Raw genomic sequence first — 19,506 nt, 5'->3', positions numbered from 1 at the left:
TCCGGGAACAGCGCCTCCGGCGTGGTGCAGACCGCGCGCGCAAGTGCCTTTTCGATCCTGCGAGAGCGATTGCAGCCTTTTCCGACCAGGGTGAGTGCCGCATCCGATACACCGAGTTCTCGCGGTCGGAGCCACGCGGCTCCGCGCGATTCGCGCAGAGGCGGGGCAAAGTCAGGCTGAATTCGCCGAGCGTCTCAGCTTGGGCGTAAAAACCTATGGTGTCCTCTTAACCTTCTTGGCTAACGAATGACATGACGGTTTCGATTGGTCTGCGCCCCATGTTGCGGTAGCCGAGATGCGGCCGCTCGGTGTTGTAGTGGACAAGCCAGGCATCGAGATCTGCCTGCATCGCCTCGACGCTGTCGTAGAAGGTCTCGCGCATCTTGATGCGGAAGAATTCGTCGAGGACCGTGCCGTTGAAGCGCTCGGCGAAGCCGTTGGTCTTGGGCGTCCTGACCTTGGTGCGGCGGTGCTCAATGCCGTTGAGATCCAGGTAGAGCTCGTAGGGATGCTTCTCGGTGCCGCAGAACTCTCGGCCGTTGTCGGTCAGCACGGCTTTCACCGGCAGGTCCAGATTCGCGGAGAAGGGCAGCACGGCGTTGTGCAGCACCGCCACCGCGGCCTCCGGCTGCTTGGAGACGTGCAGAAAGCCGAAAGCGCAGGAGCCGTAGGTGTCGACCACTGCATGCAGGTAGACTTTTCCCACGCCCTTCAGGCTGCCGACGAAGAAGGTGTCAGCCGACAGAAGCGCGCCAGGAGCGCTGCTCTCGACATGGCGCTCCCGGAAGCAGGGATTGAGCTTCTCAAGGAACGTAGCCTGTTCGGGAGTGATGTCGATCACCTTGCCGGCGTTCGCCTCCTCCAGCGCCAGCCAGCGCTCGATCCTGGTGCCCAAGCCATGGTCGTTGAGCAGCTTTCTGGATCGTGATCGCCGAGACCCGCGTCCCCTCCAGCGACAGGATGGCCTCAAGACGGTTGCAGCCGTAGGCGGGATGCTCCGGCGCCAGGGCCCGGATGCGGTCGACGACCTCCGGCGCGGTCGCCCGAGGATGGGACTTGTGGATCGGCGGCAGGTCCTTCAGGCCGTCAAAGCCCTGCGTCTGAAAGCGGCGCTTCCAGTCATAGAAGCTGGTGCGATCCATGCCCCGCTGGCGGCAGGCTTCGGCGACATTCCCAAGTTCTCGCGCCAGGTCCAGCACGCTCATCCGCTGCTGCGCAACCTTGCTGATCGCGTCACGTGGTGCCGATTTCCTGATCTTCGATGATCTATCCATGGTCCCTTCCTCCTTGCTGAGAATAGCACCGCAAGAAGGTTAAGAGGACACCTATGGCAATTACGAGCGCCAGCAGCGGGAACTGCCGCAATCAACGCGGTTGGCGATTATCGACAAAACTGACGCGGATCCGCTTCCGACCGAGGCACTGTATGCAGCTCTATGTGGCGACCCCATGCCCACGCCCGGTACGAGGCGAGTGGAAAACCAGGAAGACACACCCTTCTGGGCGATTCTTCGCTCCGAATGTCGTGAGTTTCGTAAGCGAACGTACTCCCGGCCTGCGCGTGCCATGCTGGCTGTGCGCGACCACCTCTATGTCGCGGCAACGGCCTATTTTTCGTTCAAGAACCTTGCGGTCATGGCCGATATCCCCTTCGGCGTCGAGGTGAACGGGGTTGATTGGGCGCTGCTTGCCTCGTTCGTCGTCATCATGATTCTATTCATCCCGGTGATCAGCGACTTACCGGCAACGAAGGTCGCACGGCATCTTCTGCGGCGTTCGTAACACTGACAGGCCCCGGATTGGGCAGTGGCAACCCGAATGCGCCTATGTCGCAGCGCCAATAGATCCGGCTGAGGCCGGGCGGCAAGGCAACCATTGCGATGTCCGCGTTCCTTAGCCAGATCGCCAATGCGCCCTGTGGCGTGCGCGCCAGTGCCGAAAGCTGACCTATGGAAACGAAGACGCCTTCGAAAGCTGCCACGGAGAGGATATGCACTGCGGCAGTGCCTGCGCGGCCTGCGCCAGATATTGGAACTGCGCCCAGGAAACCGTTCTCGATCAGATAGAAAATGGTCTTCGGCGTGATCTTCAGGCGTTTTGCAACCTCTGCCACGGTCAGAGCGATGCTGTCCCTATCGCCAAAACGCTGGGGAAGCCCGGTTTCATTGATCGTCGTCAAACGGCCCCATGACCGTATCATCTCGCAATCGAACAGATAATCGGCCGACGGCATGGTCAGCCTAGGGGCGAGAGCGCCGGCCTCGATCTGCGCGAGCACGGCTACTTGCGACAGGCCGAGCTGCCTGGCCGCATTGTCCAAATCGACAAGCTCACGCGACTCACGCTGCAACGCATCGACCATTGCCGACGTAACAAAGCCCTTGATGCGCCATTCCCCATCCTTGGCCTGATACGCAAGGCCCCGCTGTCGCATCAGATGCAGCAGATTTGCGGGCAAATTCCCCATGACCATTGCATCGGCGTCCTCGTGTCAGTCCCCGCCCGGCGAAGGCTTGCCCAGTACTAGAATCCCCCTGCGAACGGCGAAGCTGGCAAATATCCGGCGGCGCACGATATCGCGCAGCGGCTCGAACTCGTCGCTAAGACCCCGACCGTTCAGCCATGTGCTGAAAGGGCCATAAACCCGCGAGAAGAACCGGCGATCGACCCCGGGGCCGCACAGCATTCGTGCCAATTCCTCGGCCAAGGCCTCCGCGCCCTGTCGTAACACTTCGAAACCCGACTGGCCGAACCGTGCCCATTCCGTCTCGCCGTGCCCACTCAGCTTGCTGTCAGGGCCTCGTCCGCGCAACAGACCGAAGACCTCGCAGGCTCGGCGTGCGACATTTAGGTCCAGTTGGTCAATCCACGCTTCACCACGTTCGCCAGCGACCCGGCGCCAGAGATATCCTTCAAATTCCGTGTGGTCTTGCGGCACAGGTTCCGCCCGCTCGATCAGTTGCCAGTGTTTCCTAATTTGTGCCGCAAAATCATAGCCCTGCAGGGTGAATGTTTCTGCCGGAAAGTGCATCAGGGCACAGCGATGCACCGGACACGACCGGATCGAAACAAACTGCCATGTCACCTGCCGGGGCGCGCGCCAGGCTTCCCCTGCGGACCCTGCATCCTGCCGGGTGCAGTCCGGGCAGATGCGGATCCGCGAGCGATGCAGCGTGTGCGTCGTTGCCACCTCGTCGCGTAGACGCAGGGCATTGCGCCCGAGATTGCGGATCGAGACCCGCCCCAACGCATCCGCATCGCATCCGGCGAGGCGCGCCAGTTGTTCGATGGCGTCATGATCACCACGCAGAAATGCCTTATAGGGAAGCCCGATGTCGCGGCAGAAATCCGTACTCGATGCGGCACCGTGTCGCGCAGCAAGGCGGGATATCAGCGATGTAGCCGACTCAAGGGGATGATGCACCACCGTCAGCGGCAACGGCTCAGGGGGACAGGCCCTCAACTCAGTGCCCGATGAACTGTGCAGACACACCCGATCACCCTCGCGATCCAGAAAACATGCTCGAGATTAGGAGTGCGTGTCGACCAGCGCAATCAAAGCGCGATTTGGGTCAGAAATCTGACAGAAAGCCAGAAACATCTGACAGACGATATTGTTTGTCAGATTCCAGAGATTTTTGACTCACAGGTCGTGGATTTTCTGTGCCTGATGCCCATGACTGTCAGGCACTTCCACCCCAAACGTCAGCCAAACCTGACCCACTGTGCGGGATACCGAGCGTCTGCTATGCGGGACAAAGCCGCCGTCTGCAGGTGCAGCATAACAGCACCGCTTGACCCGCCGCTGTCACTATCTATACTAATCAATATCTATTGAGGTATTGATTCGATGAACGAGCCTGAAGCTCTTGCTGCCTTTGCGGCCATGTCCCAGGAAACGCGACTGCGTGTCGTTCGGCTGCTGGTGCAGGCCGGGCCGGAGGGCATGGCGGCCGGGGCAATCGGTGTGGCTTTGGGTGGCGCGACGACCTCGCGGTTGTCCTTTCATTTGACCCATCTCGAACATGCCGGGTTGATCCGATCCCGGCGCGAGGGGCGTTTTATCATCTACAGTGCTGTTTTCCCGACGCTTGCCGGGCTGATTGAATTCCTGATGCGCGATTGCTGCGATGGCCATCCGGAAGTCTGCGCGCCGGTCGCGGCTGCTTTGTCCTGTTCCTGCGAACCCCAAAAGGATGTTCTTCATGGCTGAAGATCTGCCCCGCATGTTCAACGTGCTGTTTCTCTGCACTGGAAACTCCGCCCGCTCGATCATTGCCGAAAGCGTGCTGCGCAAGGAAGGCGGCGGCCGGTTTCGGGCCTATTCTGCCGGAAGCCATCCGAAAGGAGAGGTGCATCCCCGGACGCTGGAAATCCTGCAAAACTACCATTATCCCACCGAGGGATTGCGCTCGAAAAGCTGGGACGAGTTCTCCGGCCCTGAAGCGCCGGTCATGGATTTCGTCTTTACCGTCTGTGATGACGCCGCCGGGGAAACCTGTCCTTACTGGCCGGGGCAGCCCATGACGGCTCATTGGGGCCTGACCGATCCAGCGGCTGCGACCGGCAGCGATTTGCAGTGCGACATGGCCTTCATAGACACGCTGCGATACCTGAAAGCGCGGATATCAGCCTTCGCTGCTTTGCCGATCAGCACGCTGGACCGCGCGAGCCTTGTGTCGAAGCTGCACGACATTGGACGGGCCGAGGGCGCGACCGGGGCAGGGAACGATATGGATGTCGTTCTTTATCACAATCCGGAATGCGGCACCTCGCGCAATGTGCTGGCGATGATCCGCAATGCCGGGATCGAGCCGCATGTCGTCGAATATCTCGAATCCCCGCCCTCGCGTGCGTTGCTGAAACGGCTGATCGCCCGTATGGGCATCGCACCGCGCGATTTGCTGCGCGAGAAGGGCACGCCCTATGCCGAATTGGGGCTGGATGACCCGAACCTGACCGATGCGGCGCTGGTGGATGCAATGATGGCGCATCCGATCCTGATCAACCGCCCTATCGTGGTCAGCCCGAAGGGCGTGCGGCTTTGCAGACCCTCGGAACTGGTGCTGGATCTGCTGCCACCCCAGCAAGCCGCCTTCAGCAAGGAGGACGGCGAACAGGTCGTGGATGCCCAAGGCAACCGCACCCGCTATGCCTGATCCGAGGAAACCCAGATGACCGCCCCCAACCCGGCCCGCCGGCTTTCATTTCTCGACCGCTATCTGACGCTCTGGATCTTCGCGGCCATGGTCCTTGGCCTGTTGCTTGGCACCGTCTTTCACGGTCTGCCGGATGCGCTGAACGCCATGTCGGTCGGCTCGACCAATATTCCTATCGCCATCGGCCTGATCCTGATGATGTATCCGCCGCTCGCGAAGGTTCGCTATGAAGAGCTGCCGCAGGTTTTTGCTGACAAGCGGGTGCTGGTGCTGTCGCTGGTGCAGAATTGGCTGATCGGTCCGGTGCTGATGTTTGTGCTGGCGGTCATCTTCCTGCGCGACCAGCCGGAATATATGACCGGGCTGATCCTGATCGGCCTTGCCCGCTGCATTGCAATGGTTCTGGTCTGGAACCAGCTTGCGCGGGGCGACAACCAGTATGTTGCTGGGCTGGTGGCCTTCAACTCGATCTTCCAGATCCTGTTCTTCTCGACCTATGCTTGGCTGTTCCTGACCGTGCTGCCGCCACTGTTCGGGCTTGAGGGCAGCGTCATCGACGTCGGCTTCCGGACCGTGACCGAGGCTGTGTTGCTCTATTTGGGTGTGCCCTTCGCCGCTGGTTTCCTGACCCGCCGCCTGTTGATCGCGCGCAAGGGCGACTCTTGGTATCGCAACGTCTTTCTGCCGAGGATCAGCCCCATCACGCTGGTCGCGCTGTTGTTCACGATCATCGCCATGTTCAGCTTGAAGGGCGGGGATGTGGTGCGTCTGCCACTGGATGTGGTCAGGATCGCCACTCCGCTGGTGCTGTATTTCGCCATCCAGTTCATGGTCAGCTTTGCCATGGGCCGATGGATCGCCAGGGACTATCCGCGCACCACCGCCATCGCCTTCACAGCGGCAGGCAACAATTTCGAGCTGGCGATTGCGGTTGCGATTGCCGCCTATGGGCTGGCTTCGCCCGTGGCCTTCGCGGCCGTCATTGGCCCGCTGGTCGAAGTCCCGGTGCTGATCCTGCTGGTAAATGTCGCCCTGCGCCTCAGACCCCATTGGTTCCCCGCCGACACCGCGCCAACGGAGGCCCGCGCATGATCCCCGACCTGCCGAACCTGTCGTCCCAAGCCCTCATGGCGCTGGACAGTCCCACCGTTGCGCGCACGACCCATCCGCCGCGCATTCTGCTACTCTACGGCTCTCTGCGCGAACGATCCTACAGCCGTTTCGCCACCTTCGAGGCCGAACGTCTGCTGCGTCATTTCGGTTGTGAAACCCGCGTGTTTCATGCCAATGGCCTGCCGCTGCCCGAGGATGCCGACCCATTACACCCCAAGGTGCAGGAGTTGCGCGACCTGTGCCTCTGGTCCGAAGGGCAGGTCTGGACCAGCCCCGAGCGGCACGGCGCCATGACCGGCGTGATGAAGTCACAGATTGACTGGATTCCGCTGTCGATGGGGGCGATCCGGCCGACGCAAGGACGAACGCTGGCTGTCATGCAGGTTTCGGGTGGCTCGCAAAGCTTCAACGCGGTGAACCAGATGCGCGTCCTTGGCCGCTGGAGGCGGATGGTAACGATCCCGAACCAGTCCTCGGTCGCCAAGGCGTATCAGGAATTCGACGAGGCCGGCCGGATGCGCCCGTCCAGCTATTACGACCGCATTGTCGATGTGATGGAGGAGCTGGTGAAGTTCACCCTGCTGACCCGCGACCTGTCGTCCTTCCTGACCGACCGCTACAGCGAGCGCAAGGAAGCGGCGGCTGATCTTGAGGAACGGGTAAATCTGCCCTCTTAACCTTCTTGCGGTGCTATTCTCAGCAAGGAGGAAGGGACCATGGATAGATCATCGAAGATCAGGAAATCGGCACCACGTGACGCGATCAGCAAGGTTGCGCAGCAGCGGATGAGCGTGCTGGACCTGGCGCGAGAACTTGGGAATGTCGCCGAAGCCTGCCGCCAGCGGGGCATGGATCGCACCAGCTTCTATGACTGGAAGCGCCGCTTTCAGACGCAGGGCTTTGACGGCCTGAAGGACCTGCCGCCGATCCACAAGTCCCATCCTCGGGCGACCGCGCCGGAGGTCGTCGACCGCATCCGGGCCCTGGCGCTGGAGCATCCCGCCTACGGCTGCAACCGTCTTGAGGCCATCCTGTCGCTGGAGGGGACGCGGGTCTCGGCGATCACGATCCAGAAGCTGCTCAACGACCATGGCTTGGGCACCAGGATCGAGCGCTGGCTGGCGCTGGAGGAGGCGAACGCCGGCAAGGTGATCGACATCACTCCCGAACAGGCTACGTTCCTTGAGAAGCTCAATCCCTGCTTCCGGGAGCGCCATGTCGAGAGCAGCGCTCCTGGCGCGCTTCTGTCGGCTGACACCTTCTTCGTCGGCAGCCTGAAGGGCGTGGGAAAAGTCTACCTGCATGCAGTGGTCGACACTGGAGTGCCCCCACTGAAGTGGTCCGCCAACTGGGATACAAATATCCTGTTCAGGAGGACCATCAGATGGCAGGCAAGCGAGACAAACCGGAAGACATCGTTCTGAAGCTTCGACAGATCGAAGTGCTTCATGGACAGGGAATGGCGATTTCCGACGCGGTGCGGCAGATCGGCGTGACCGAGCCGACGTATTATCGCTGGCGCAAGCAGTATGGCGGCATGAACCGGGATCAGCTGAAGCGTCTCAAGGAGCTTGAGGCGGAGAACCAGCGGTTGCGGCGCGCGGTGTCAGATCTGACCTTGGACAAGATGATCCTGAGCGAGGCTGCACGGGGAAACTTCTAAGCCCTTCGCGCCGTCGCAAGTGCATCGATCATGTGCGGCAGGCGCTTGGCATATCCGAGCGCCGCGCCTGCCGCACCCTCGGGCAGCACCGCTCAACGCAACGCAAGGTTCCTTGCGGCGCCCCGGACGAAGAACGGCTGACGGAGGACATCATCGCGCTCGCTCGCACCTACGGGCGATATGGCTATCGGATGATCACCGGACTGCTGAACAACGCCGGTTGGCATGTAAATCATAAACGCGTGGAACGGATATGGCGGCGTGAAGGGCTGAAGATCCCACAAAAGCAGGCAAAGAAGGGTCGGCTCTGGTTGAACGACGGGTCCTGCGTCCGTCTCCGACCGGAGCACCCGAACCACGTCTGGTCCTATGATTTCGTTCAGGACCGGACACATGACGGACGGCTGTTTCGGACGCTCAATATCATCGACGAATTCACGAAGGAGGCGCTGGTGATCCGTGCAAACCGCAAGCTCAATTCCACCGACGTAATCGACGCCCTGACGGAGCTGTTCATCTTGCGTGGCCCGCCTGCGTTCATAAGGTCCGACAATGGCGCGGAATTCATTGCCAAGAAGGTGCAGGGCTGGATCGGCGCAGTTGGTGCCAAGACCGCGTTCATCGAGCCGGGTTCACCCTGGGAGAACGGGTATTGCGAGAGCTTCAACGCTCGATTCCGCGACGAACTCCTGGACGCAGAAGTCTTCTATTCGCTTAGGGAGGCCCAGATCCTCATCGAGCGATGGCGCCGCCACTACAACACTGTCAGGCCGCACAGCTCCCTGGGATACCGCCCGCCCGCACCGGAAGCCCTCATCCCAATAGACCAGCGGCCGACGATGCACTAACAATCAACCCGGACCACTCCGTGGGGGCAGTCCAGGTCAGAAATCTGACGGAAAGCCAGAAATATCTGACAGATCACACTTGTTGTCAGATTCCAGAGATTTTTGACTCACAGGTCGTGGATTTGTTGTGCCTGACGGCCAGGACCGTCAGGCATTTCCACCCCAAACTTCAGCCAAACCTGACCCACTGTGCCAGAGACACGGCGTCTGCTATGCGGACAAAGCTGTCATTGGCGTAAGGGCATGATACAGCGTGTCTATCTCTTAGTCCGCGCATGGAGCCACGGCATGAAGTTCGGTATTTCTTTGGCTCTGATCTTGGCAGCAGCACCTTGCCTTGCAGAAACAACGGCAGGAGTTTACCATCTTCGCGATACCGCAGTGGTCGAGCGCGCCCTGTCGCTGTCAATCTGGTATCCCTCGAACGAGCAGGCATCGGGCACCATTGGCGGAAATCCTGTTTTTGAGGGAGCCTCTGCCGCCCCGGATGCCCCCTTTCCAGAAGGTGTGTTCCCTCTGGTGGTGGTTTCACATGGCGGCCTGCGATCCGCGACTGACTCTGGTGCCTGGCTCAGTGCGTCCATAGCTCGTGCGGGCTATGTCGTCGTTGAAGTCAATGCGCCGCGTCCAGATAACGCAGTTTTTGCTCTGAACGAGATATGGCGGAGACCACAGGACATACATCGCGCCATCGATTTGATGCTGGCTGACGAAACATGGGGTCCGCGAATCGATGGAAGCAAAGTTTCCGTTGCAGGATTTGCGCTTGGCGCAACCGCTGCCCTTTCCGTTGCCGGGGTGGAAATGGATGCAGAACGCTATATGCGTTCCTGCACCGTCGATAGCACGATAGAAGGACCAGATTGTGGGTGGTATGCCGCTCAAGGCGTGGAACTGTCGGAAACCAACCCAGAAGGCTTGGCGGGGCTGGCCCGAGATCCTCGCATAACCTCAGTGATCGCCGTGAACCCAGAGTATATGGACGCTCTGGGCACTCCCCCTGCTGACGTGAGCATGCTGCGGATTACTCTGGGTAATCCCGATGGCACATCTGACAGCGATCAGATTGCTCAATCCGTTGCCATACCCGGAGCATCCATTTTCGACGCTTTCGCCGTATGCACGGCTGCCGGACCAGATATCCCGATCGAGGAAGACGGAGATTCATCGCTCTGCGGCGCTTCGCCAGAGGCCCGTCAGAGCATTCATCAGGAAATTTCTGAGGCTATCATCTCCTTCCTCAATGGTGAGGCCGAATAAGCAGGCGCTAATCTTCCGCTAAGGGCTCGTCGCGTCGATGACCTGACCTCGGCTGATAAGCTATTTGGGTCAGAAATCTGACGGAAAGCCAGAAGTATCTGACAGACGACACTTGTTTCATGTGGCGGACCCGGAGCGATTCGAACGCCCGGCCCCCAGATTCGTAGTCTGGTGCTCTATCCAGCTGAGCTACGGGTCCGTCGTAGGGCGGTCATGTAGACGCCCCCTTCTCGGGATGCAAGGGGGCGTGGCGGAAAAAACGCCGACTGCCCGATATTATCGGTCCCCGGCCATCTGCCGCCTAGGCAGGATCGCCATGTCGCGGGGGATGTGGATCATGAATTCGCTGCCCTCGGCATCGCTGCGCACCAGATCCAGCCGGCCGCCATGGCCGCGCACCAGGTCGGCGGCGATCGTCAGGCCCAGGCCGGTGCCGCCCTTGCGGGCGCTGCCCGCGAAGGGCTTGAACAGGTATTCCCGCGCCTTTTCCGGCAGGCCGGGGCCGGTGTCGCCCACGCGGATCCACCAGTCGCCGTCCGTCTCGCCCGCGCCGATCTCGACCGTGCCGGGCTGGCCGGTGCCCTCGATGGCCTGGCGGGCGTTGCGGGCCAGGTTCGCCAGCACGCGATACAGCTGGTCGCGGTCGGCGCGGATGGTCAGGCTGGGCGGGATGTCGCACAGGAACTCGACCCTCGGGCCGTCGCCGCTGGCCAGGGTCTCGGCCTCGACGACCTCGGCCGCCAGCGGCGCCAGGTTGAAGCGCGACAGCGTGGGCGCGGGCTCCTCGGCCTTGCCGAAGGCCAGCGTCGTCTCGCACAGGTTCACCGCGCGGCTGATCGAGTTCACCAGCTTCGGCGCGGCGCGCTTGACCTTGGGATCGCCGCTGTCCTCCAGCCGGTCGGCGAAGATCTGCGCGGTGGTCAGGATGTTGCGCAGGTCGTGGCTGATCTTGGCGACGGCCTGGCCCAGTTGCGCCATCCGTTCCTTTTGCTTCAGCGATGAGGTGACCGTCTTCTGCAAGGCCTGAAGGGCGGTTTCGGCGTCGCGAAGCTCGGTCAGGCGGGCGTCGGGGGTGATGATGTGGCGGGCATCCTCGGGCGCCTCGGCATAGGACACCATGTGGCTGATCACCCGGCGGATCGGCACCAGGACCAGCCGCTGCACCGCCACGTTCAACAGGATCGCCGTCAGGATCGAGAAGGCCGCAGACAGCAGCAGCAGGCGGACGCCGAATTCGATCATGCTGGCGCGCAGCGGCGCGGTCTCCATGGTGATCTCGATCAGCTGGCCCGCCTGGTTGACCGGCGCGCCGATGACGCGGATCACCTCGTTCCGGCGGTTCAGCAGCGTTCCCAGGGCGTCGTCGATGGTCTGGACCAGGCCGTCCTCGCGCAGGTCATAGGTCTGGACGACCGGGCTGGGGATGCGCGACGACAGGACCAGCTGCCGGATGTCGTCGCGGCGCAGCACGACGTTCAGCAGCCCGGCGCTCTGCAACAGTTCCGCCTCCAGCTCGTCGGCCAGCGACTTGTCCGAGGCCAGCACGGCAAGGCTGGCGATCTGCCCCCGCTCCAGCCGCGATTCGAGATAGTCCAGCCGGAAGCTGGCCAAGGCCGGAACCAGAATCAGGATTTCGGCCAGCATGACGAAGATGATCGTCAGCGCGGCGAATCGGCCAGAGATCGTATTCAGTTGCATGTAATCTTGATCGTCAGCGCCTGTTCTTGCGCGTGTTTCAGCCCGGCGGGCGAGGTTTGCACATCAAACGAATGTGATCTGTCGCAGGTTCCGGCTGCGCGATAAAGCAGTTTCCGACCGATTGCCGCCTTACAGGTTGACGGGGCGGGCGGTCTGATGTATCCAGCGGGCTTCGAACAACCGGCGCGTTCGCGCGCAGGGTGGAATGTTGCCATTCCGCGCCTGCCGCCCGCAAGACCCGCCACCCGCAAGACAAGACCACCCGCAAGACAAGACCTCGGAGACGAACCATGAAGCGCACCTATCAACCGTCGAACCTCGTTCGTGCGCGCCGCCACGGCTTTCGCGCCCGCATGGCCACCAGCGGCGGCCGTCGCGTGCTGAACGCCCGCCGCGCCAAGGGCCGCAAGCGCCTGTCGGCCTGATCCCTTGCGGCGGGTCCGTCCCGCCGAACCCGAGGGCTTACGACATGCCGCCCCTGCCCCATCCCGTTGCCGATGCGCGACCCGTGGATGACGGCTCGGCGGCATTTCGCATGTCCGCGCCCCGGCTTTCCATGCCGCAGGTCATCGCCAAGCGCGCCGATTTCCTGGCCGCGTCGCGGGCGCTGCGCCAAGGAACGCCGGGTTTTCTGCTGCAAGCCCGCGACCGGGGCGATGGCGATCCGTTCCGTGTGGGCTTCACCTGTTCGAAGAAGATCGGCAATGCGGTGATGCGCAACCGCGCCAAGCGCCGGCTGCGAGAGATCGCCCGGCTGCATCTGCCGCAAGGCGCGCGGCCGGGCTGGGATTATGTGCTGGTGGGCCGCCCCGACGCCACCGTCAGCCGCGATTTCGCCGCCCTGTGCCGCGACCTGGCGGGCGCGCTGCGAAAGATCCACCCGTGACGCCGCTGGCCCATCTGCTGGCGCTGCCGGTGCGGGCCTACCGGCTGGTCGCCTCGCCCTGGGTGGGGCATGGCTGCCGGTTCCAGCCGACCTGTTCCGCCTATGCCCTGGAAGCGTTGGCGCGCCACGGCGCCCTGCGCGGCGGCTGGCTGGCCCTGCGGCGGATCGGGCGCTGTCATCCCTGGGGCGGGTCGGGCTATGATCCGGTGCCGGGCTCTGATCCCGATCACGAAAGGCCGTGCGATGCTGGACGACACTGACGACCTGGCCGAGATCCATCCGCTGTTCGCGGGCGCCCCGTCCTCGACCGAGTTCCGCAAGCTGCGCAAGCGGCTGGTCCGCGAAACCCGCGCCGCGATCGACGACTATGGCATGATCCGCCCCGGCGACCGCTGGCTGGTCTGCCTGTCGGGCGGCAAGGACAGCTATACCCTGCTGGCGGTTCTGCACGAACTGAAATGGCGCGGGCTGCTGCCTGTCGATCTGCTGGCCTGCAACCTGGATCAGGGCCAGCCGAACTTTCCGGCCACCGTCCTGCCGGAATTCCTGACCGAACGCGGCGTGGCGCATCGGATCGAATACCAGGACACCTATTCCATCGTCACCGACAAGATCGCGCCGGGCGGCACGATGTGTTCGCTGTGTTCGCGGCTGCGCCGGGGCAACCTCTATCGCATCGCGCGCGAGGAGGGCTGTTCCGCCGTCGTGCTGGGCCATCACCGCGACGACATCCTGGAAACCTTTTTCATGAACCTGTTTCACGGCGGCAGGCTGGCGACCATGCCGCCCAAGCTGCTGAACGAGGAGGGCGACCTGACGGTCCTGCGCCCCCTCGCCTATGTGGCCGAGGCGGATTGCGAGCGGTTTGCCCGCGCCATGACCTATCCGATCATCCCCTGCGACCTGTGCGGCAGCCAGGAAGGCTTGCAGCGCGTGCAGGTGAAACGCCTGCTGGACGAATGGGAAAGCCGCGTGCCGGGGCGGCGGCAGGTGATGTTCCGCGCGCTGATGAACGTGCGCCCCTCGCATCTGCTGGACCCGAAGCTGTTCGATTTCGCGGGCCTGTTCCCCGGCGATCCTGCCCCAGCCAGGGGCGAGGTTCCCCGGCTGCGGGACTGACCCACCCCCCCCGCGGACCCAATTCCGCTTGACCTTTAAGCGCCCCTTCTGTTGAAGCGGCGCGACGGACGCGATGAGGCTGTAAGCATGCAAGACAACAACCGCAATCTGATCCTGGCGACAGTGCTGTCGTTCCTGGTGATCCTGGTTTGGTACACGGTCTTCGCGCCCGAGCCTCCGGTCCAGACGGAACAGCCGGTCGCGGTGGAAACCCAGACCCAGGACGTGCCGCTGGCAAACCCCGAAAGCAGCGCCCTGCCCGCCGACCTGGGCACGGCCCCTGCCGACGCCGCCCCCCAGGCGGGCCGGGTCCGGATCCAGACGCCGTCGCTGTCGGGTTCGGTCTCGCTGCTGGGCGGGCGCATCGACGACCTGCTGCTGACCCGCTATCGCGAGACGCTGGACGACGGATCACCCAATGTCCGCCTGCTGTCGCCGTCCTCGCCCACCGAGGCGATCCAGACCGGCACGGCCAAGCCCTATTACGCCGTCTATGGCTGGACCCCCGGACCGGGCGTCGATCCGGCGCTTGTTCCCGGCCCCTCGACCATCTGGTCGGTGGAATCGGGCGATACGCTGGCCCCCGGACAGCCGGTCACGCTGGCCTGGGACAATGGCGCGGGCCAGATCTTCCGGCGCACCTTCTCGGTCGACGACAACTATCTGTTCACCGTCAGCCATGCCTTGCAGAACAACGGCGACGCGGCCTTCACCGCCGCGCCCTATGGCATCATCGCCCGCCATGGCCGTCCCGACACGCAGAACTTCTTCGTGCTGCACGAAGGCGCGGTCGGCATGTCCGACGGCAAGCTGCTGGAACTGAAATACAACAAGATCGCCGAACTCGACCCGGTGGACCGCGAGGGCCGCGCCGAAGTGACCGAGGTCACGGGCAACGGCTGGGTCGGCTTTACCGACAAATACTGGATGACCACGCTGGCCCCGGCGCCGGGCCAGGCCTTCACCTCGGTCGTGAAATACGCCGAGGGCGCGGGCATCTATCAGACCGAAGCCCGCTATCCGATGCAGACCGTCCAGCCCGGCACCCAGGTCGATGCCGACAGCTATCTGTTCGCGGGCGCGAAGGTCTGGGAGGTGATCAACGGCTATCAGGAAAACCCCGGCATCCAGGGCTTCGTGGATTCGATCGACTGGGGCTGGTTCTATTTCCTGACCAAGCCGATCTTCCGCCTGCTGCACTGGCTGCACGGCTTGATCGGCAACATGGGCTGGTCGATCATCGCGCTGACCTTCATCCTGAAGCTGCTGGTCTTCCCGCTGGCGCGCAAATCCTATGTCTCGATGGCGAAGATGAAGGAATTGCAGCCGCAGATGGAGGAGCTGAAGACCCGCATCGGCGACGACCGCATGAAGTTCCAGAAGGAAATGATGGAGCTTTACAAGCGCGAGAAGGTGAACCCCGCCGCGGGCTGCCTGCCGGTGCTGCTGCAAATCCCGATCTTCTTCGCGCTCTACAAGGTGATCTTCGTCACCATCGAACTGCGCCACGCCCCCTGGGTGGGCTGGATCCGCGACCTTGCCGCGCCCGACCCGTCCTCGCTGCTGAACCTGTTCGGGCTGCTGCCCTTTGCGCCCCCGGCCCAGGGCACGCTGCTGCATTCGCTGTCGCTGCCCGCGCTTGCCATCGTGCTGGGCATCAGCATGTGGATCCAGCAGCGGCTGAACCCGGCCCCGGCCGATCCCGCGCAGAAGATGATCTTCGCCTGGATGCCGTGGCTCTTCATGTTCATGCTGGGCGGCTTCGCATCCGGGCTGGTGCTCTACTGGATCACCAACAACCTGATCACCTGCGCGCAGCAATACACGATCATGTCGATGCACGGCCACCGGCCCGACCTGTTCGGCAACATCAAGTCCGCGCTGCCGTCGCGGCCGCGCAAGGACAGCAAGTGACCGCGCGTCTGGCCCATATCCGCCGCCACCCGATCAAGTCGGTCGGCGGCGAGGGGCTGGACCGCGTGACCCTGGCCGCCGCGCGCCGCCTGCCCGGCGACCGCGAATGGGCGGTGCTGACCCAGGCGGGCGAACGCAACGCCCAGGCCAGCCAGACCGGGGGTCAGCCGGACCGCTGGCTGCCGAAATCCTGCTTCGTGCGCGGCGTCCAGTCCGCGCCCGTGCAGGCGATCAGCGGCGGCTGGGCCGAGGGACGGCTGGTGCTGCGCCAGCCGACGCAGGCCGATCTGGTGATCGACCCCGAAACCGACAGCGACCGGCTGGTCGACTGGCTGCGGCCCCTGTGGCCCGAAAACGCCCCCGCCCCCACCCGGCTGGTGCGCGGCGCGGCCATCTGGACCGACCAGAAATGGCCCTGGATCTCGATCCTGTCGCTGTCCAGCCTTGCCGATCTGGAGGCGCGGGCGGGTCAGGTCTTCGGCATCCATCGCTGGCGGGGCAACCTGTGGGTGGACGGCTGGGCGCCCTGGGCCGAACGTGACCTGATCGGCCAGGTGATCCGCGTCGGCGCCGTCGAACTGCGCGTCACCGACCAGATCGGCCGCTGCGATGCCACGGCGGCCAATACGGACAGCGGGGAACGCGACATCGACATGCTGGCAACGCTGGAACGCCTTTATGGCCACACCGATTTCGGCATCTTCGCCGAGGTCGTGACCGGCGGAGAGATCGCCCTGGGCGATGCGGTGGCGGCATGAAGGTCGCCTTCCCCGTCGCCCCCGAACCCGATGCCGACACCGCCGACGCCGCGCGCCTGCTGTTCGCCGGTCCGGTCGAGTTCCTGAAAGGCGTGGTCGCCATGGACGGCCTGCCCCCCGCCGACCGTCCCGAGGTCTGCTTCGCGGGCCGCAGCAATGTGGGCAAGTCCAGCCTCATCAACGCCCTGACCGGCCGCAAGGGGATCGCGCGGGCCTCGAACACGCCGGGGCGGACGCAGGAGATCAACTATTTCACCCTGGGCGACCACAGCTATCTGGTCGACCTGCCGGGATACGGCTTTGCCAAGGCGCCCGTCGCGGTGGTCGCCAAATGGCAGGCGCTGCTGAAGAATTATCTGGCGGGCCGCCCGACCCTGCGCCGGGCCTTCTGCCTGATCGATTCGCGCCACGGCGTGAAGCCCGTCGATCACGAGATCATGACCCTGCTGGACAGATCCGCCGTGCCCTTCCAGGCGGTGCTGACCAAGATCGACAAGCTGGGGCCGAACGCCCTCAAGCCCGTGATCGAACAGGTCGAGGCGGAATTGCAGAAACATCCGGCGGCCTTCCCGCAGATCGTCGTCACATCCTCGGACAAGGGCGCGGGCATCGCGACGCTGCGCGCCATTATCGCCGGTCTGGCCTGAACGTCTGGACTGGCGCGGCGATGCGTCCTAGGGTCCGCCCGTCAGACAGGGGCCCTGAAGGATGAGAACGCAAGACATGAACCGGGACTGGACCGCCACCGCTCGCACCCTTTCCGAGGCCCTGCCCTATCTGCAACGCTATTCCGGGGCGGTCGTCGTGGTGAAATTCGGCGGCAATGCCATGGGCGACGACGACGCGATGGCCGAATTCGCCCGCGACATCGTGCTGATGAAGCAGGTCGGCATGAATCCGGTCGTCTGCCATGGCGGCGGTCCGATGATCAACGAATTGCTGGGCAAGCTGGGCATCGAAAGCAAATTCGTGCGCGGCAAGCGCGTCACCACCAAGGAAACCGTCGAGGTGGTCGAGATGGTCCTGTCGGGCCTGGTCAACAAGCGCATCGTCCAAGCCATCAACGACGCGGGCGGGCGCGCCGTCGGCATCAGCGGCAAGGACGACGACCTGATGGTCTGCGAGGTGGACGACCCCGAACTGGGCTTCGTCGGCCGCCCGATCGAAATGAACGTCCAGATCATCCGCGACCTCTACAAGGCGGGCATGATCCCGGTCATCGCCCCGGTCGCCACCGGCATGGCCGACAATGAGACCTTCAACGTCAACGGCGACACGGCGGCGGGCGCCATCGCGGGTGCGCTGCGGGCCGACCGGCTGCTGCTCTTGACCGATGTGGCGGGCGTCAAGGACAGGAACGGCCAGGTGCTGACCCAGCTTCATCCCGACCAGGTGCGCGCCATGATCGCCGACGGCACCATCGCCGGCGGCATGATCCCCAAGACCGAAACCGCGCTGAAGGCGTTGCAGGACGGCGTGCGCGCCGTGGTGATCCTGGACGGCCGCGTCCCCAACGCGAGCCTGCTGGAACTGTTCACCGAACATGGCGCGGGCAGCCTGATCCGATCCACCCCGCCCAGCACCCGCCCGCGCGGTCTGCGCCAGGGCGAGGCGTCGCTTTAGTCGCACACGCATCAGCTTGCCCAGGATGCAACTGCTGTGGCAGGCTGCGCTGACACTCGGCAATCAACGGGGATGATCGCTCATGACACCGCTTGGACATCGAAGGCTGATCCTGACCCGTCACGCCAAATCGGCCTGGGACGACCCCACGCTGTCCGATCACGACCGCCCGCTGAACGACCGGGGGCGGCGGTCGGCGCTTGCGCTTGGCGACTGGATGGCCTCGCGCGGCTATGAACCCGAGGAGGTGCTGTGTTCCTCCTCGACCCGGACGCGCGAAACCTGGACCACCATCGCCAGCGCCGCGCTCGAGGTGCGCCCGCTGCTGCGCATCGAGGCCGGGCTGTATCAGGCCGGGCCGGAAAAGATGCTGTCGATCCTGAAGACCGCGACCCAGCCCACGGTGATGATGCTGGGCCACAATCCGGGCATTTCCGAATTCGCGGCCCTGCTGCCCGCGCGCCTGCCGATGGACCCGGATTTCCGCCGCTATCCCACGGGGGCCACCCTTGTGGTGGATTTCCAGGTGGACGACTGGACCCAGGTCGAACCCGGCCAGGGCAGCGTCATGGATTTCGTGCGCCTCGACGGGCGGCGCTAAGGCCCTTTCACTTTGGTTCAAATATCCTCGGGGGGTCCGGGGGGCGAAGCGCCCCCGGCTTTCCGTCAATGTCCCAGGATCTGGCTCAGGAACAGCTTGGTCCGTTCCGACTTGGGATTGTTGAAGAACTCGCGCGGTTCGTTCTGTTCGACGATCTGGCCCTGGTCCATGAAGATCACCCGGTTGGCGACCGCCTGGGCAAATCCCATCTCATGCGTCACGCACAGCATGGTCATGCCCTCCTCGGCCAGCTCGATCATGGTGTCCAGAACCTCCTTGATCATCTCGGGGTCCAGCGCGGATGTCGGTTCGTCGAACAGCATGATCTTGGGCTGCATGCACAGCGACCGGGCGATGGCCACGCGCTGTTGCTGGCCGCCCGACAGTTGCCCCGGATATTTATGCGCCTGTTCGGGGATCTTGACCTTTTCAAGGAACGTCATCGCGGTCGCTTCGGCCTGGCGGCGCGGCACCTTGCGCACCCAGATCGGCGCCAGCGTGCAGTTCTCCAGCACCGTCAGATGCGGGAACAGGTTGAAATGCTGGAACACCATGCCGACTTCGGATCGCACCTTGTCGATGTTCTTGATGTCGTTGGTCAGTTCCACCCCGTCCACGACGATATGGCCGGACTGGTGTTCCTCAAGCCGGTTGATGCAGCGGATCAGCGTCGATTTCCCCGATCCCGAGGGCCCGGCGATCACGATCCGCTCGCCGCGATGCACGGTCAGGTCGATGTCGCGCAGAACGTGGAAGCTGCCAAACCACTTGTTCATGTTGCGGATGTCGATGGCGACCTCGTCGCTGACCTGCATGTGGCTGCGGTCGATCTGGCGGGTGGTGTTGTCGCTCATGACGGTATCC

At 63.5% G+C, this 19,506-nt stretch carries 20 protein-coding genes, 1 tRNA gene and 2 pseudogenes; 17 read left to right on the top strand and 6 right to left on the bottom strand.

The annotated features are described in order from the left end of the window. Positions 1–226 precede the first annotated feature (226 nt). Positions 227–1,274, bottom strand: a pseudogene (locus PXD02_RS04035) (IS481 family transposase). 100 nt (positions 1,275–1,374) lie between these two features. On the opposite strand from PXD02_RS04035, the gene PXD02_RS04030 reads away from it, so the two are divergent. Beyond that, entirely contained in the window at positions 1,375–1,782 is a 408-nt protein-coding gene (locus PXD02_RS04030; protein WP_275105651.1) for a hypothetical protein, read from the top strand. Here PXD02_RS04030 and PXD02_RS04025 read toward each other — a convergent pair. Beyond that, complete coding sequence (locus PXD02_RS04025) at positions 1,730–2,473, bottom strand: MerR family transcriptional regulator (RefSeq protein ID WP_275105650.1); 744 nt, start codon at positions 2,471–2,473, stop codon at positions 1,730–1,732. The two genes, PXD02_RS04030 and PXD02_RS04025, sit on opposite strands and share 53 nt — an antisense overlap. An 18-nt stretch (positions 2,474–2,491) precedes the next feature. After that, a complete protein-coding gene (locus tag PXD02_RS04020; protein ID WP_275105649.1) occupies positions 2,492–3,439 on the bottom strand; it encodes a TniQ family protein in 948 nt (315 codons plus the stop codon). Between the two features lie 411 nt (positions 3,440–3,850). Here PXD02_RS04020 and PXD02_RS04015 point away from each other — a divergent pair, with 411 nt between their 5' ends. From PXD02_RS04015 to PXD02_RS03980, 7 genes and pseudogenes are all read left to right on the top strand, one after another. Then, positions 3,851–4,213, top strand: a complete 363-nt coding sequence (locus PXD02_RS04015) for an ArsR/SmtB family transcription factor (RefSeq protein WP_275105648.1) — start codon at positions 3,851–3,853, stop codon at positions 4,211–4,213. Beyond that, complete coding sequence (gene arsC, locus PXD02_RS16835) at positions 4,206–5,159, top strand: arsenate reductase (glutaredoxin) (RefSeq protein ID WP_473092052.1); 954 nt, start codon at positions 4,206–4,208, stop codon at positions 5,157–5,159. Before PXD02_RS04015 ends, arsC begins: the two co-directional genes overlap by 8 nt. Before the next feature lie 15 nt (positions 5,160–5,174). Then, entirely contained in the window at positions 5,175–6,251 is a 1,077-nt protein-coding gene (arsB, locus tag PXD02_RS04000; protein ID WP_275105647.1) for an ACR3 family arsenite efflux transporter, read from the top strand. After that, positions 6,248–6,949: an arsenical resistance protein ArsH gene (arsH, locus tag PXD02_RS03995; RefSeq protein ID WP_275105646.1), complete on the top strand. Its 702-nt coding sequence runs from the start codon at positions 6,248–6,250 to the stop codon at positions 6,947–6,949. Before arsB ends, arsH begins: the two co-directional genes overlap by 4 nt. A 39-nt stretch (positions 6,950–6,988) precedes the next feature. Further along, positions 6,989–7,591 (top strand): annotated as a pseudogene (locus PXD02_RS03990) (helix-turn-helix domain-containing protein); the annotation flags it as partial. 65 nt (positions 7,592–7,656) lie between these two features. Beyond that, a protein-coding gene (locus PXD02_RS03985) for an IS3 family transposase (protein ID WP_275103593.1) occupies positions 7,657–8,783 on the top strand; the annotation gives its coding sequence in 2 pieces (ribosomal slippage) (positions 7,657–7,921 and positions 7,921–8,783; 1,128 coding nt in all). Between the two features lie 288 nt (positions 8,784–9,071). Beyond that, positions 9,072–10,043 carry an alpha/beta hydrolase family protein gene (locus tag PXD02_RS03980; RefSeq protein WP_275105645.1) on the top strand — a complete coding sequence of 324 codons (972 nt, stop codon included), beginning with the start codon at positions 9,072–9,074 and terminating at the stop codon, positions 10,041–10,043. A 122-nt stretch (positions 10,044–10,165) separates the two neighbouring features. On the opposite strand, the gene PXD02_RS03975 is transcribed toward PXD02_RS03980, so the two are convergent. Next, positions 10,166–10,242 (bottom strand) — tRNA-Arg (locus tag PXD02_RS03975). A 77-nt stretch (positions 10,243–10,319) separates the two neighbouring features. After that, positions 10,320–11,741: a sensor histidine kinase gene (locus tag PXD02_RS03970; RefSeq protein WP_275105644.1), complete on the bottom strand. Its 1,422-nt coding sequence runs from the start codon at positions 11,739–11,741 to the stop codon at positions 10,320–10,322. Positions 11,742–12,031: 290 nt separating this feature from the next. Here PXD02_RS03970 and rpmH point away from each other — a divergent pair, with 290 nt between their 5' ends. The 9 genes from rpmH to PXD02_RS03925 all read left to right on the top strand — a co-directional run bounded on the left by rpmH (position 12,032) and on the right by PXD02_RS03925 (position 18,642). Beyond that, the gene (rpmH, locus tag PXD02_RS03965; protein WP_103172990.1) at positions 12,032–12,166 is read left to right on the top strand and encodes a 50S ribosomal protein L34; all 135 of its coding nucleotides are present in this window, start codon (positions 12,032–12,034) and stop codon (positions 12,164–12,166) included. A 44-nt stretch (positions 12,167–12,210) separates the two neighbouring features. Continuing rightward, positions 12,211–12,627, top strand: coding sequence for a ribonuclease P protein component (gene rnpA, locus PXD02_RS03960; RefSeq protein ID WP_473092051.1), 417 nt, complete (start codon positions 12,211–12,213; stop codon positions 12,625–12,627). After that, a complete protein-coding gene (gene yidD / locus PXD02_RS03955; RefSeq protein WP_275105643.1) occupies positions 12,624–12,887 on the top strand; it encodes a membrane protein insertion efficiency factor YidD in 264 nt (87 codons plus the stop codon). Before rnpA ends, yidD begins: the two co-directional genes overlap by 4 nt. Continuing rightward, positions 12,871–13,746 (top strand): tRNA 2-thiocytidine(32) synthetase TtcA, encoded by an 876-nt coding sequence (ttcA, locus tag PXD02_RS03950; RefSeq protein ID WP_275105642.1) that lies wholly within the window; start codon positions 12,871–12,873, stop codon positions 13,744–13,746. Before yidD ends, ttcA begins: the two co-directional genes overlap by 17 nt. A gap of 87 nt (positions 13,747–13,833) precedes the next feature. Then, a complete protein-coding gene (gene yidC / locus PXD02_RS03945; RefSeq protein ID WP_275105641.1) occupies positions 13,834–15,660 on the top strand; it encodes a membrane protein insertase YidC in 1,827 nt (608 codons plus the stop codon). Beyond that, positions 15,657–16,418: an MOSC domain-containing protein gene (locus PXD02_RS03940; RefSeq protein WP_275105640.1), complete on the top strand. Its 762-nt coding sequence runs from the start codon at positions 15,657–15,659 to the stop codon at positions 16,416–16,418. The genes yidC and PXD02_RS03940 overlap by 4 nt, the downstream gene beginning before the upstream one ends. Continuing rightward, a complete protein-coding gene (yihA, locus tag PXD02_RS03935; protein ID WP_275105639.1) occupies positions 16,415–17,065 on the top strand; it encodes a ribosome biogenesis GTP-binding protein YihA/YsxC in 651 nt (216 codons plus the stop codon). The genes PXD02_RS03940 and yihA overlap by 4 nt, the downstream gene beginning before the upstream one ends. Before the next feature lie 76 nt (positions 17,066–17,141). Then, the gene (argB, locus tag PXD02_RS03930) at positions 17,142–18,041 is read left to right on the top strand and encodes an acetylglutamate kinase (protein WP_275106351.1); all 900 of its coding nucleotides are present in this window, start codon (positions 17,142–17,144) and stop codon (positions 18,039–18,041) included. 82 nt (positions 18,042–18,123) lie between these two features. Continuing rightward, entirely contained in the window at positions 18,124–18,642 is a 519-nt protein-coding gene (locus PXD02_RS03925) for a SixA phosphatase family protein (protein WP_275105638.1), read from the top strand. A gap of 65 nt (positions 18,643–18,707) precedes the next feature. On the opposite strand, the gene PXD02_RS03920 is transcribed toward PXD02_RS03925, so the two are convergent. Further along, positions 18,708–19,496: an amino acid ABC transporter ATP-binding protein gene (locus tag PXD02_RS03920; RefSeq protein WP_275105637.1), complete on the bottom strand. Its 789-nt coding sequence runs from the start codon at positions 19,494–19,496 to the stop codon at positions 18,708–18,710. Between the last annotated feature and the right edge of the window lie 10 nt (positions 19,497–19,506).

Source organism: Paracoccus sp. S3-43 (assembly GCF_029027965.1).
Taxonomy (GTDB): Bacteria; Pseudomonadota; Alphaproteobacteria; order Rhodobacterales; family Rhodobacteraceae; genus Paracoccus.
This window is presented reverse-complemented; position numbering and strand designations above follow the sequence as displayed.